This window comes from Alitiscatomonas aceti (assembly GCF_025567195.1).
GTDB lineage: Bacteria > Bacillota > Clostridia > Lachnospirales > Lachnospiraceae > Alitiscatomonas > Alitiscatomonas aceti.
On the sequence record NZ_JAOQJF010000049.1, the window covers coordinates 1 to 13,129 of the forward strand.

Genomic DNA, 13,129 nt, shown 5'->3' on the forward strand with positions numbered 1-13,129 from the left:
CCTAATCATTATACAGCTTAAACAATGAGTGGATTAAGACCCAACTGGCTGTTGGGTACTGAAATCCTACACTTATATATTAGGAGGAAGTTTTATTATGAACATTATAGTAACTGGAGGAGTCGGATTCATTGTCTCTAACTATATATTTCTAGAGTTACAAGGGCGTCCGGAAGATAGGGATTGTTTTGCGTTGACGCATTAACATATGTAGGTAATCTTACAATACTCGCTCCGATTATAAATAAAGAAGACCTCAGATTCTATAAAGCTGATATTCGTGACTGTGAGAAGATAGATGAAATCTTTTTTTGTAGAGCGTCCAGACATTGTGATGAACCTTGCTGCTGAATCGCATGTCGAGCGTTCTATTGAGAATCCGGAGATATTTCCGCAGACAAATATTATGGAACAAGCGTGGTGATGGAGGGTAGCCTCAAGTATGGGATAAAGCGTTAGCATCAAGTTTCTACCGATGAGGTTTACGGAGAGCTACCACTTAATAGACCAGATTTATTATTTACGGAAGAGACACCATTGTATATGAGTAGTCCGTATAGCTCATCAAAAGCTGCTGATGATCTTTTGGTAAATGCAAATTATCGAACCTACGGCATACCTGTGACAATTAGTCGCTGTTCGAATAACTATAGTCCTTATCAATTCTCTGAGAAGGCCGACTCCGCTGATGATTGTCAATGCTCTGGTTGATAAGCCTCTGTCTGTGTATGGTGATGGTCTGAATATCCGCGATTGGCTGTATGTGGAAGACACAAGACAGGCGGAAAATCGCGTCTGTTCTTGACATGCCCAGGCAGTCCTGTTATATAACAAGGGTTGAAATCTCCGGAACGAGCTTCTAACCCCAATCATTATCATAGAAGATCTTAATTACAGACTTTTCTTCACACACTCTCTATAAAAATACAGCATGTTCATCTAACATTTCCCCCTCCCCTGTGCTATACTAAACTATACCAATACAATATTTAGGAAACAAATCCTTCAACCAAACAATTCAACCAAACCACCACGGTATCACACCCCCACCATTGCACCACCACAGTGATACCACACCAAACCAACCGGGAGGGATACACAATGAAGCTGGCAGAGGCGCTGCAGGAGCGGGCGGATTTAAACAGGAATATTGAGCAGCTGAGGAAGAGGCTGAACAGCAATGTGCTGGTACAGGAAGGCGAGAGGACCGCAGAGGAGCCGGAACGGCTGAAGCGGGAGCTGGATGCATCAGTAGAGCGGCTGGCGTATCTGATCTCCAGGATCAACCTGACCAATTCCCAGACAAAGGTGGATGGCAGGACCTTAACGGAGCTGATCGCAAGAAAGGATGCGCTGATTCTGAAGATCGGTGTATATAAGGACATTGTCTATACAGGAAGCCAGACGTCTTACAGGGCCAGAAATACGGAGATAAAGATCAAAGCAGCGATCTCTGTAACGGACTGGCAGGATGAGATCGATAAAATGGCCAAAGAGCTGAGACTGCTGGACAATAAGCTCCAGGAGAACAACTGGAGCACAGAGCTGATCGAGTAAGGCTGGGTCTGGTAGCAGGAACAGGGCGAATGTCACGCGGCGGCTGCGCAAGCCGTACATGGTACATGTAAGGGCGCGTGTTTGGGGTTCAACTCCCTTTCTGGATCGTTATGCCCCGATCGTGTACATGTGTATTGTGATCGAGTATGGTTATTACCGGACATTGACTGGGCCTGCGAGGGCGGGAACGGGGAAAATTTCATAGAGCGCATAAAATCCCTCCATTTACAGATACTATTTTCCAGAAACGGATAGTTAAAGCAAATGGAGGAATTTACGTTATGAAAGCTACTGGAATCGTAAGGAGAATCGACGACCTGGGCAGGGTGGTGATCCCCAAGGAGATCCGCCGCACGCTCCGGCTCCGGGAGGGCACGCCTCTGGAGATCTTCACAGACCGGGAAGGGGAGATCATTCTCAAAAAGTACTCGCCGATGATGGAGCTCAATGCTTTTGCCGGACAGTACGCGGACGCCATGGCCCAGGCCACGGGGCTCATGGTCTGCATCACAGACCGGGACCAGGTGATCGCGGCCGCCGGAGGCGCAAAGAAGGAGCTGCTGCAGAAGCCCATCAGCAGACAGCTGGAGCATGTGATCCAGGAGCGGGCCACCGTCCAGGCCGGGAAGGACGACCGGAATTATGTGGAGGTCTCCGCAGAGGATATGGAAGGCGTCACTGCCCAGGTGGTGACGCCGATCATTTGTGAGGGCGATGCCATCGGAGCGGTGGTCATCATGAGCCGGGAGCCCCGGGCAAAGTTTTCTGAGGGCGAGCTGCGTCTGGCAGCCACTGCCGCCGGATTCCTGGGAAGGCAGATGGAAAGCTGACGGCCTGGTCCCCAGGGCCGGGAAATCACCCATGACAAACCATATGGTTTCTGTTATACTGATATCAGGATGCCGGGACAGAAGGTCTTTGCTCCCGGCGGCATTTCAATGGAGCCGGAGGATATCATGTATACATTTGATGATTTAAAGCAGATCCTGGAGAAGCTCCGGGATAAGGAGAACGGCTGTCCCTGGGACAGCGTCCAGACCCATGAGTCCATGAAAAAGTATCTGGTGGAGGAGTGCGGAGAGGTCTTGGAGGCCATCGACAACCAGGATACGGAAAATTTGTGCGAGGAGCTGGGAGACGTGCTGTACCAGATCATGATCCACTGTGAGATCGAAAAGGAGCAGGGGAATTTTACCATTGACAACGTGGTCAATGGGATCTGTGAAAAGATGGTGCGCCGTCACCCCAGGCTTTTCGGCGGGGAGATGGAGAAGGACCTGACCTGGGAGGAGATCAAAAGGAGAGAAAAAGAGGCCCGGGCGGCCCGGAAGAACCGGTAAAAGCCCAGCCTGGCCGGGCATTCCCGCATTTTTCCAATCTCTTCTTGTGTTTTCGCCCCATGAAGGCTATAATAAACATACAGGTCCCGGTAAAGCCGGGATCGTATGAACGAATATGGGGAGGAGATTCCAATGAAGATTTATGATTCTGTAAAAAAAGAGGAAGTGGAGATCGCTGATTATAAGGATCTCATTAAGATCATGAAGGACGGCAGACAGGTGGATCTGTACCTGAAAGAGAAGAAGAGCGACGATATGGGGTATCTGACCTGGGACGTAGAGCACTGGTCCAGCGTCAGCGACACCCGCTTTATCCGCTGCTACTCCTTAGAGGGCCGCGTTCTGGGCGATTCCACAGGCCACAATATCTACGATCTGGAGAACGATTTTAAGCCGGAAGAGGCAGAAAAGATCGAGCTCAGCTAAGACTGTGTTTTCCCAGGGCGGCGGCGTAAAAACCGCCGCCCTTTTTTTGCCGGGACAGGCAGTTTTCCTGGAGGCTCCAGACCCCGGAAAACCGTGATTTTACCTCGTTCTTTTGCGGAAAAACCTTGACAAAGAAAGCAGAAACATATATAAATGTAAGAGTACAAAAAACGGTGGTCCGGCTGTGCCGGGCCGCTGTTATAAATTCAAGGACTTCGCCGGAGACGCTCTGGTGATCGTGAGCTAATTTTTAGGAGGAAATTTCAATGAACAAGACAGAATTAATCGCAGCAGTGGCAGAAAAGGCAGAGCTTTCCAAAAAGGATGCAGAAAAGGCAATGAAGGCCTTTACAGACGTTGTAGCAGAAGAATTAGTGAAGGGTGAGAAGATCCAGTTAGTTGGCTTTGGTACCTTTGAGGTATCTGAGAGACCGGAGAGAGAAGGAAGAAATCCGAAAACTGGCGAGGCTATGACCATCGCAGCTTCCAGAACTCCCAAGTTCAAAGCCGGCAAGGCATTAAAGGATCAGGTAAACGCTTAATCCATGAGACTCGATAAATTTCTTAAGGTATCCCGCCTCATCAAGCGGAGGACCGTGGCCAACGAGGCCTGCGACGCCGGACGGGTCATGATCAATGACAAGCCGGCCAAGGCGTCTGCAGCTGTGAAGCAGGGAGATATCATTGAGATCCAGTTTGGAACGAAATCTGTGAAGGTAGAGGTCCTGGACGTCCAGGAAACGGTCCGCAAGGACGACGTGAAGGAGCTTTACCGGTATCTTTGATCTGCCGCAGGGGCGCGGCTTTGGAAAAGTGTACGGCCGCGCGGCCAACAATAAAGGGAATAAAAGAGAAGACCTCCTAATATACTTATAAAAAGTATGTCAGGAGGTTTTTTTATGGATGAAAAAATGGGACTTTCCCACCAGATCATGCTGTACAACCGGGAAAAAGGGAATCTTACGGGGATCCTGGACGTGATCTCCTTTGATGAAAATACCATCGTGCTGGATACAGACATGGGGCTTCTGACCATCAAAGGAAAAGACCTCCATGTGAGCAGGCTGACTCTGGAAAAGGGGGAGATCGACATCGAGGGACAGGCGGACAGTCTTGTATATTCCTCCAGCGAAAGCTTCAAAAAGACCGGCCAGTCGTTTCTTTCCAGACTGTTTAAGTAGGACGCGGGGAGGGAGATCCTTTTGAGCCTTTACATACAGGACGAGGCGGCCCTGGCGCTCATGAGCTTTTTACTGGGGGCTGTTCTCATGGTCAGCTATGATCTTCTCCGGCTTTTCCGGCTGCTGGTGCCCCACGGCTCATTATGGACAGGTCTGGAGGACATTTTTTACTGGATCTACTGTGCAGTCATGACCTTTTCCTTATTGTTTTGGGAGAACAGCGGCGTGGTACGGGGGTACGTCATTGGCTGTGTGCTTTTATCTATGACGGCCTACGACAGAATTGTCAGCAGGAATGTATTTGTCCTCTTGAAAAAGACCGGAAGATGGATTAAAATGAAAATAATACATATCAGAGCCCGGAGAGAAGTGAGGAATTATGAAGCGGAGCCGAAACAGAAGAAATAAAAGAAAACCGAAATATGGACTGGAGAACCGTATGGCCCTGATCGGGATCACCACAGTGGTGTTAAGCCTTGCCGTGGTGGTCAATATCGGTGCGTCCTCTCTTCGGGAAAAGGACCTGGAATACCAGGCCAGGGAGCAGAACCTGGAAAAGCTGGAGGCGAAGGAAGTCGCCAGGACCGCTCAGCTCGAGGAGTACCGCGTGTACGTCCAGACCAAGCAGTATGTGGAAAAGGTCGCCAAGGAAAAGCTGGGCCTGGTCAAAAAAGACGAGATTTTGTTTAAGGCAGAGGAATCCAGGTAGATCGTGTCATGGAATTTTTTATGGACTGCCCGGAAAACTGACAAATATTTCCCCCTGATCTGTTTATAATATGGTACGCAGGTTAGGAGGGATTTTTTGTGTTAAAAAGGCGGGCGGTACATAAGGACATGGCGGAGGCCAACGTTTACGCGGCCAGGCGGCTGAAGGACATGGCCCAGTCCCTGGGCGGGCTGGCAAAGACCTTTGGGCGGTGCCGGGAGGAGCCGGGGCTTTCCAGAGAGGACGGCATCGCGGCCCTGGAGGCGGCGTCGGCCATGGTATGCGGAGCGTGCGAGTCCTGCGGGATCCAGAGGGAATGCAGGCGGGGCGGGGATGATGAGAATTATTATCTGTATTATCTTCTGCGGACCTTTGAAAAAAAGGGCTGTGTGGAGTATGAGGACATGCCCCGGCGGTTTCTGGAGGTATGCCGGAGAAAATCGGATTATCTGGGGCAGCTGAACCGGAACCTGGGGCGGGCCACCATGAACCTGACCTGGAAAAACCGCTTTCTGGAGAGCCGGGCCGCAGTCATGACCCAGTTTGAGGAGCTGGCGGGGATCCTGGAGGAATTTTCCGGCCAGATGGAGCAGGCCCTGGATGTGACCATGACCTGGGAGGGAGAGCTGAAGACGGCCTTACGGAAACGGCAGATCGACGTGGAAAGCCTCCTGGTGCTCCAGTACGGCCAGGGACGGCGGGAGGTGTTCATGACCGCCCGGATGACCAACGGCCGCTGTATGACGGCCAGGGACGCCTCAGAGGCCATTGCCAGGGTCATGAAGGGCAGCTTCAGCGCCGCCCGGGACGGGAAGGCCATCATCACCAGGAATCCGGCCTCCTTCCGGTTCATTGAGGACGGCAGGTACCGGATCCTGTTCGGGTCCTCCAGGGTCCCCAGGGACGGCGAGGAGGTCTCCGGCGACAGCTACACCTTTAAGAGCGGCCTTCCGGGCCAGGCCATCTTAAGCCTGTCCGACGGCATGGGCAGCGGCCAGGCGGCCAGCGAGGACAGCGAGAAGGTCATGGAGCTGACGGAGCAGCTTCTGGGCACGGGCTTTTCAGCCAGGTCGGCCCTGAAGCTGGTGAACACGGTGCTTCTGCTGACCGGGCAGAACGACCGTCCGGCGACTCTGGACCTCTGCCTGGTGGATCTTTATTCCGGAGTGGCGGAGGCCATGAAGCTGGGAGCCGTGGCCTCCTTTATCATGGGCCGGGACGGTGTGGAGGTGCTGGAGTCGGAGCATGTGCCCGCCGGGGTCATGAATCCGGTGGAGCCGGTGATGATCTCAAAGAAGCTCTGGGACGGGGACCGGATCGTCATGGTCAGCGACGGCGTCCTGGACGCCATGCCGGGGGCGGAAAAGGAAGCGGCGTTTTCGGATTTCCTTGCCGGTCTGCCGGCGGCCGGGCCCCAGGAGACAGCGGAGATGATCATGGCCTTTGCCCTGTCCTTTGACGGGGAGCCCAGGGACGATATGACTGTGCTGGTGGGCGGTATCTACGGGAGATAGGAGCCGGAAACGGCAGGTCCGGACGCTGGCGGCGGCCTGCCGGTGCAGCGCTGGAAAACAGGAGATGAGAGAGTGACAGGAGAGGCTGTAAAACAGAGAGTAAGGGAATATATGCGGTCCTGGGAGATGACAGAGCCGGGGGACGGGCTCCTGGCCGGGGTGTCGGGAGGCGCCGATTCCGTCTGCCTTCTTTTCCTGCTGGACGAACTGAAAGAGGAGCTGGGGATCCGCCTGGCGGCCTTTCATTTAAACCATGGCCTGCGGGGAGCGGAGGCAGACCGGGATGAGGCCTATGTGAAGGAGATCTGCGGCCGTCTTGGCATCCCTCTGGCAGTGGCTCATGAAAATGTGGCAGAGTATGCGGCGGCCCGGGGGATCTCCGGGGAGGAGGCGGGCCGGATCCTGCGGTATGAGTATATGAAGGAGACGGCAGAGCAGTTTTCCTGTCAGAAGACGGCCACGGCCCACCACCGGGACGACAGTGCGGAAACGGTGCTTTTTAACATGTTCCGGGGGAGCGGCCTTAAAGGGCTTTCCGGGATCCGGCCGGTCCGGGGGGAGGTGATCCGGCCTCTCCTCTGCCTGTCCCGTGCAGAGATCGCCGGATACCTGGAGGAAAGAGGGATCCCCTGGTGCGAGGACTCCACCAATGGGGAAAATGTGTATACAAGAAACAGGATCCGCAACCAGCTTCTGCCCTGGGTGAAGGAAAACATCAACGCCAGGGCTCCGGAGCATATCCTGGCGGCTGCGGAGCTGGCAGCCCAGGCAGACGCGTATTTTGCGGAGCTGGCAGAAAAGCTTCTGGCGGACGCTGGGGACCTGGATCGGCTGCCGGAGGACGCGGGAGATGTTCCAGAGGCATTGGCAGTGTCCATCCCCACAGAGATCTTCGACCGCCAGCCGCCGGTGGTCCAGGGCTATCTGGTGCGGGCCATGGTATCCCGGGCAGCGGGCAGTCCCAGGGATATTTCCGCAAGGCATGTGGAGGCGGTGCGGGCCCTGACGGGGCCGGGGGGAGGAACGGAGGCGGTCCTTCCATACGGGCTCAGGGCCGTGCGTGGCTATGACCGCCTGGAGGTGGCTCCAGAAAAACGGCTTTTGTCCCGGGCGGCCGGAGAAAGGGCTTTGGAGGCATTTCCCATTAAGACCCGGCTGCTTCCTTATAAAAAAGGAATGGAAATTCCCAAAAACCAGTATACGAAATGGTTTGATTATGATAGAATCAAAGGTGCGTTATCCGTCAGGACCAGGGAAAGCGGTGATTATCTCATGATCGCCGGGGGGAAAAGAAAGCTTTTAAAGCGTTTTTTCATAGATGAAAAGATTCCGGAGGAGAAACGGGCATCCATCCCGCTTCTGGCAGAGGGAAGCCATGTGCTCTGGGCCATGGGATACCGCATCAGTGAATTTTATAAGATCACGGAGAATACCCGTACTATATTGGAAGTTCAAGTTTGCAAAGGAGAAGAAAATGGCTGAAAATGTTCGTATTTTATTGAAGGAAGAAGAGGTTGATAAAAGGATCGCGGAAGTGGCGGCAATGATCAACCGGGACTATGCAGGAAAAGAGGTGCATCTGATCTGCATCTTAAAGGGCGGCGTGTTCTTTACATGCGAGCTGGCCAAGCGGCTGACGGTGCCTGTATCCATGGATTTCATGTCTGTTTCCAGCTATGGCAGCGGCACCGAGTCCTCCGGCGTGGTGCGGATCGTAAAGGATCTGGACGAATCCATTGCGGGAAAGAATGTGCTGATCGTGGAGGACATCATCGATTCTGGCCGGACCCTGGCCTATCTGATCGAGATCTTAAAGCAGAGGAACCCGGAGTCCATTCATCTGTGTACGCTGCTGGATAAGCCGGAGCGCCGTGTGAAGAAGCAGGTGAAGGTGGATTATACCTGCTTTGAGATCCCCGACGAGTTTGTGGTGGGCTTTGGCCTGGATTATGACCAGAAATACCGGAATCTTCCGTATATCGGCGTTGTAGAATTTCAGTAAGGAGGCAGCCAGTTGAAACAGAACCAGCAGTTTCGTGGAATGGGACTGATCCTGCTTGTGATGGCGCTGATCTTTTTTGCGTCCACACTGAGCCAGCAGGGAAACCTGTTCAGCGATGAGATGACATACCAGGAGTTCATGACGTCTGTGGAAAACGGCGCGATCGAGACGGCCCTGATCCGCCAGAACGCCCAGACGCCCACCGGCGTCGTAATGACGATCCTGACAAATGGAGAACGCGGAAAGATCGCCGTGTCTGATGTGATGGAGGTCCAGCAGCTTTTCCGGGAAAAGGGGATCGACTATCTGGTGGATGATGTTCCCAAAGACAATTATCTGATGACCATTATCCTTCCCATCGGTCTTTCCGCTGTGGTGATCATGTTCCTGATGATGTACATGAACGCCCGGATCGGAGGAGGCGGCGGAAACAGCAAGATGATGAACTTTGGAAAAAGCCGGGCAAAAATGAGCCGCACCAATTCGGTGGATTTTTCCAAGGTCGCCGGTCTTGAGGAAGAAAAAGAAGATTTAGAGGAAATTGTGGATTTCCTGAAAAATCCGAAAAAATATACAGATGTGGGAGCCAGGATCCCCAAGGGCGTGATCTTAGTGGGCCCTCCGGGAACTGGTAAGACCCTCTTAGCCAAGGCTGTGGCCGGGGAGGCAGGCGTTCCCTTCTTCTCCATCTCCGGCTCTGACTTTGTGGAGATGTTTGTGGGCGTAGGCGCATCCCGTGTCCGCGATCTGTTTGAGGACGCCAAGAAGAACGCCCCCTGTATCGTGTTCATCGACGAGATCGACGCTGTGGCCAGACGCCGCGGCACCGGTATGGGCGGCGGTCACGACGAGCGGGAGCAGACCTTAAACCAGCTTCTGGTGGAAATGGACGGCTTCGGTGTCAACGAGGGGATCATCGTCATGGCGGCCACCAACCGGGTCGATATCCTGGATCCGGCGATCCTGCGTCCCGGCCGTTTTGACCGGAAGGTGGGTGTTGGAAAGCCCGATATCCGCGGCCGGGAGGAGATCCTTCAGGTCCATGCGGCGGAAAAGCCCCTGGGCGATGATGTGGACTTAAAGCGGGTGGCCCAGACCACCGCAGGCTTTACCGGAGCGGATCTAGAGAACCTGTTAAACGAGGCGGCCATCCTGTCGGCCAAGGGAGGGCGCCGTTTCATCCGCCAGGCGGATATCGACCAGGCCTTTGTAAAGGTAGGGATCGGAGCGGAGAAGAAGAGCAAGGTGATCTCTGAAAAGGAAAAGAAGATCACTGCCTACCATGAGGCGGGCCACGGGATCCTGTTCCACGTGCTGCCGGATGTGGGCCCTGTCCATACCATTTCCATCATCCCTACGGGAATGGGCGCAGCCGGCTATACCATGCCTCTGCCGGAAAAGGATGAGATGTTCAACACAAAAGGAAAGATGCTCCAGAATATCATGGTATCCCTGGGCGGACGGATCGCGGAGGAGCTGATCTTCGGCGATGTGACCACCGGGGCGTCCCAGGATATCAAGCAGGCCACCGCCATTGCCCGGGCCATGGTGACTGAGTACGGTATGTCTGAGAAGGTGGGAATGATCAATTACGGCGGCGATGAGAATGAGGTGTTCATCGGCCGGGATCTGGCCCATGCCAGAAGCTACGGCGAGAGTGTGGCTACGGCCATTGACAGCGAGGTAAAGCGGATCATCGACGAATGCTATGAAAAAGCAAAGAAGATCATCCTGGAACATGAGAATGTGCTTCATAAGTGCTGTGAACTTCTGCTGGAAAAGGAAAAGATCAGCCAGGACGAGTTTGAGGCGCTTTTTGAATAGGCACACTTAAGAAAATAAAGTAAAACGGCGTTTGGACAAAAGAAACACAGGCAGACGCCGTTTTATTTTATCTAATATAAAATTTGAACAAAATATTGAAGGCCAAAGTAAATACTGCTAATTTTTTTTTTGAAATAAATTCATGTTTGTGCACACTTATACGGAAACGTATGCTATATTACTACTCGTAACCCCCCCAATACATTATATAGTTTTTGCTATACCCCATAAGAGACATAATACCTTTTCCGGAAAAAGGCCAGCGATTCCCCGCTGGCCTTTTTTCTGTCCGGAAGCAGGGAAAGGCCGGGCATGAAAAATAGTCCGTGCAATTCCCGGGGAAATCCTGTATAATAATAAACAGAAGAAAAATAAGACAACATAGGAGACAGAGAGGAGAAGCTGTTTTTATGGAAAAAGCGGCTCTGTTTTGCGACGAGACTGCGGAATACCGGTGTCCGGAGGAACCAGATCCCGGCGACCTTGTGACCCTGCGGTTTCGGACAGCAAAAAATAACGCGGATCATGTTTCTATGATCATATGTGGAAGCGGCCAGCGGATCGAGCTTTATAAGGCAGAGAGCCGGGGGCGGTTCGATTTTTATGAGACTGTGATCTCGGTGGGAAAAACGGCCCTCCGTTTTTATTTTGAGATAAAAAAAGGCAGAGAGACCTGTCTTTACAACCGGCTGGGAGTAACGAAGGATATACAGAGACAGCAGATGTTTGCCATTACTCCTGGCTTTCATGTGCCGGACTGGGCCAAGGGCGCTCTCATGTACCAGATCTTCATTGACCGGTTCTGCAACGGCGATCCGGATAATGATGTGGTTTCAGACGAGTATATTTACATTGGCTTCCCGGTGATGAAGATCGACGACTGGAGAGAGGATCTGTCAGTGCTGGATGTGGACCGGTTTTACGGCGGTGACCTCCAGGGGATCTGGGACAAGCTGGATTACCTCCAGGACATGAAGGTGGAGGTGCTGTATCTGAATCCGATCTTCGTGTCGCCCTCCAACCACAAATATGACACCCAGGACTATGAGCATGTGGATCCCCATTATGGGGTGATCGTAAAGGAGGCCGAGGGCCTGGCCGACGAGTATGACAGCGACAACGGCCACTCGGAAAAATATGCGGTCCGGACCACGGATATGGAAAATCTGGAGGCCAGCGACGCCTTTTTTGCCCGTTTTATGGAAGAGGTCCATAAGCGGGGCATGCGGGTGATCCTGGACGGCGTGTTCAACCACTGCGGCTCCTTTAATAAGTGGCTGGACCGGGAGAAGATATATGCCGGAAGATCCGGCTATGAGCCGGGAGCCTATCTGGATCCGGAGAGCCCCTACCAGAAGTTTTTTAAGTTTTCGGATGAGAACGGATGGCCCGACAATGGCTCCTATGAGGGCTGGTGGGACCATAATACCCTTCCAAAGCTTAATTATGAGGGCTCGGAGGTGTTATATCAATATGTTCTGGATATTGCGAAGAAGTGGCTGTCGCCGCCATATAACATCGACGGTTGGCGGCTGGACGTAGCGGCAGATCTGGGACACTCACCGGAAATGAACCATCAGTTCTGGCGGGATTTCCGGAAGGTGGTGAAGGAGACGAACCCGGACGCGCTGATCCTGGCAGAGCATTATGGAGACGGCTCCTCCTGGCTCGGAGGCGACCAGTGGGATACGATCATGAATTACGATGCCTTCATGGAGCCTCTTTCCTGGTTCTTAACAGGGCTTGAAAAGCACAGCGACCGGGCCGACGGCCATCTGTACCAGAACAGCCAGGCGTTTATGTGTACCATGCTTTACAATATGAGCTGGATGCAGACGCCGTCCATGATGGCGGCCATGAACGAGCTTTCCAATCACGATCACTCCCGTTTCCTTACCAGGACCAACCGACAGGTGGGGCGGCTGGATTACCGGGGGAAGGCGGCGGCCTCAGAGGGGATCAATCTCGGGATCTTCCGGGCGGCGGTGGTGGTCCAGATGACCTGGCCTGGGGCGCCGACGATCTATTACGGCGATGAGGCCGGTGTCTGCGGATGGACGGATCCGGACAGCCGGCGGACATACCCCTGGGGCCAGGAGGATCTGGAGCTGATGGAATTCCACCGGTATCTGGCGGGGATCCGAAACTGGAACCGGGCCTTCCGGACGGGCTCCTTTAAGCCGCTGCTGGCAGAGAATGGCATGATCGCCTACGGCAGATTCCAGGAAAATGAGCGGGGCGTGGTGCTGGTCAACAGTGAGAGCTTTACCCAGAGGGCTCAGATCCCTGTATGGGAGGCAGAGGTGACCGGAGATTCCATGGACCGGATCATGGAATCCAGCGTGGAGCGGTACAATGTGGGACGTCTCCCGTACCCGGTCAGGGACGGGATCCTGACCGTTGAGATCGGTCCCTTCTGTGCCATGATCTTTGAGGAAAAAGTGCTTGATTTTTAATTGATTTTGTGATATCATTTTGACTTGTCAGAATGATATGGGCGGGTTCCCGAGTGGCCAAAGGGGACAGACTGTAAATCTGCTGCAACTTGCTTCGGTGGTTCGAATCCACCTCCGCCC

Annotated in this window: 14 protein-coding genes, 1 tRNA gene and 1 pseudogene; all 16 read left to right on the forward strand. The window is 53.3% G+C overall.

The features are described 5' to 3' along the window. Nucleotides 1-97: 97 nt before the first annotated feature. Nucleotides 98-772 (forward strand): annotated as a pseudogene (locus OCV69_RS17050) (dTDP-glucose 4,6-dehydratase); the annotation flags it as partial. 329 nt (nt 773-1,101) lie between these two features. Further along, nucleotides 1,102-1,557, forward strand: a complete 456-nt coding sequence (locus OCV69_RS15425) for a DIP1984 family protein (protein WP_158360200.1) — start codon at nt 1,102-1,104, stop codon at nt 1,555-1,557. A gap of 281 nt (nt 1,558-1,838) precedes the next feature. Next, entirely contained in the window at nt 1,839-2,387 is a 549-nt protein-coding gene (spoVT, locus tag OCV69_RS15430; protein ID WP_158360201.1) for a stage V sporulation protein T, read from the forward strand. Nucleotides 2,388-2,513: 126 nt separating this feature from the next. Further along, complete coding sequence (locus tag OCV69_RS15435; protein ID WP_158360202.1) at nt 2,514-2,897, forward strand: MazG nucleotide pyrophosphohydrolase domain-containing protein; 384 nt, start codon at nt 2,514-2,516, stop codon at nt 2,895-2,897. Between the two features lie 132 nt (nt 2,898-3,029). Next, the gene (locus OCV69_RS15440; RefSeq protein ID WP_022273526.1) at nt 3,030-3,323 is read left to right on the forward strand and encodes a hypothetical protein; all 294 of its coding nucleotides are present in this window, start codon (nt 3,030-3,032) and stop codon (nt 3,321-3,323) included. Nucleotides 3,324-3,589: 266 nt separating this feature from the next. Then, a complete protein-coding gene (locus OCV69_RS15445; RefSeq protein ID WP_022273525.1) occupies nt 3,590-3,865 on the forward strand; it encodes an HU family DNA-binding protein in 276 nt (91 codons plus the stop codon). A gap of 3 nt (nt 3,866-3,868) precedes the next feature. Continuing rightward, complete coding sequence (locus OCV69_RS15450) at nt 3,869-4,108, forward strand: RNA-binding S4 domain-containing protein (protein WP_158360203.1); 240 nt, start codon at nt 3,869-3,871, stop codon at nt 4,106-4,108. A gap of 114 nt (nt 4,109-4,222) precedes the next feature. Further along, nucleotides 4,223-4,504, forward strand: coding sequence for a sporulation protein YabP (yabP, locus tag OCV69_RS15455; RefSeq protein WP_158360204.1), 282 nt, complete (start codon nt 4,223-4,225; stop codon nt 4,502-4,504). 21 nt (nt 4,505-4,525) lie between these two features. Beyond that, entirely contained in the window at nt 4,526-4,912 is a 387-nt protein-coding gene (yabQ, locus tag OCV69_RS15460; RefSeq protein ID WP_158360205.1) for a spore cortex biosynthesis protein YabQ, read from the forward strand. Then, on the forward strand, nt 4,884-5,213 hold the full coding sequence (locus OCV69_RS15465; RefSeq protein ID WP_158360206.1) for a septum formation initiator family protein: 330 nt from the start codon (nt 4,884-4,886) through the stop codon (nt 5,211-5,213). Before yabQ ends, OCV69_RS15465 begins: the two co-directional genes overlap by 29 nt. A 98-nt stretch (nt 5,214-5,311) precedes the next feature. Beyond that, on the forward strand, nt 5,312-6,727 hold the full coding sequence (locus OCV69_RS15470; protein ID WP_331485778.1) for a SpoIIE family protein phosphatase: 1,416 nt from the start codon (nt 5,312-5,314) through the stop codon (nt 6,725-6,727). 72 nt (nt 6,728-6,799) lie between these two features. Next, the gene (tilS, locus tag OCV69_RS15475; RefSeq protein WP_262563216.1) at nt 6,800-8,209 is read left to right on the forward strand and encodes a tRNA lysidine(34) synthetase TilS; all 1,410 of its coding nucleotides are present in this window, start codon (nt 6,800-6,802) and stop codon (nt 8,207-8,209) included. Further along, the gene (gene hpt / locus OCV69_RS15480) at nt 8,202-8,729 is read left to right on the forward strand and encodes a hypoxanthine phosphoribosyltransferase (protein WP_022272671.1); all 528 of its coding nucleotides are present in this window, start codon (nt 8,202-8,204) and stop codon (nt 8,727-8,729) included. Before tilS ends, hpt begins: the two co-directional genes overlap by 8 nt. Nucleotides 8,730-8,789: 60 nt before the next feature. Continuing rightward, nucleotides 8,790-10,553, forward strand: coding sequence for an ATP-dependent zinc metalloprotease FtsH (ftsH, locus tag OCV69_RS15485; RefSeq protein ID WP_470207088.1), 1,764 nt, complete (start codon nt 8,790-8,792; stop codon nt 10,551-10,553). Nucleotides 10,554-10,963: 410 nt separating this feature from the next. Continuing rightward, nucleotides 10,964-13,009 (forward strand): glycoside hydrolase family 13 protein, encoded by a 2,046-nt coding sequence (locus tag OCV69_RS15490; RefSeq protein ID WP_158360207.1) that lies wholly within the window; start codon nt 10,964-10,966, stop codon nt 13,007-13,009. Between the two features lie 39 nt (nt 13,010-13,048). Continuing rightward, a tRNA-Tyr gene (locus tag OCV69_RS15495) sits at nt 13,049-13,129 on the forward strand.

Excerpts from the sequence above, each read along its gene's own strand:
- OCV69_RS15425 (WP_158360200.1), top strand. The coding sequence starts at position 1,102 with ATGAAGCTGGCAGAGGCGCTGCAGGAGCGGGCGGATTTAAACAGGAAT.
- spoVT (WP_158360201.1), top strand. The coding sequence starts at position 1,839 with ATGAAAGCTACTGGAATCGTAAGGAGAATCGACGACCTGGGCAGGGTG.
- OCV69_RS15435 (WP_158360202.1), top strand. The coding sequence starts at position 2,514 with ATGTATACATTTGATGATTTAAAGCAGATCCTGGAGAAGCTCCGGGAT.
- OCV69_RS15440 (WP_022273526.1), top strand. The coding sequence starts at position 3,030 with ATGAAGATTTATGATTCTGTAAAAAAAGAGGAAGTGGAGATCGCTGAT.
- OCV69_RS15445 (WP_022273525.1), top strand. The coding sequence starts at position 3,590 with ATGAACAAGACAGAATTAATCGCAGCAGTGGCAGAAAAGGCAGAGCTT.
- OCV69_RS15450 (WP_158360203.1), top strand. The coding sequence starts at position 3,869 with ATGAGACTCGATAAATTTCTTAAGGTATCCCGCCTCATCAAGCGGAGG.
- yabP (WP_158360204.1), top strand. The coding sequence starts at position 4,223 with ATGGATGAAAAAATGGGACTTTCCCACCAGATCATGCTGTACAACCGG.
- OCV69_RS15465 (WP_158360206.1), top strand. The coding sequence starts at position 4,884 with ATGAAGCGGAGCCGAAACAGAAGAAATAAAAGAAAACCGAAATATGGA.
- hpt (WP_022272671.1), top strand. The coding sequence starts at position 8,202 with ATGGCTGAAAATGTTCGTATTTTATTGAAGGAAGAAGAGGTTGATAAA.
- ftsH (WP_470207088.1), top strand. The coding sequence starts at position 8,790 with ATGGCGCTGATCTTTTTTGCGTCCACACTGAGCCAGCAGGGAAACCTG.
- OCV69_RS15490 (WP_158360207.1), top strand. The coding sequence starts at position 10,964 with ATGGAAAAAGCGGCTCTGTTTTGCGACGAGACTGCGGAATACCGGTGT.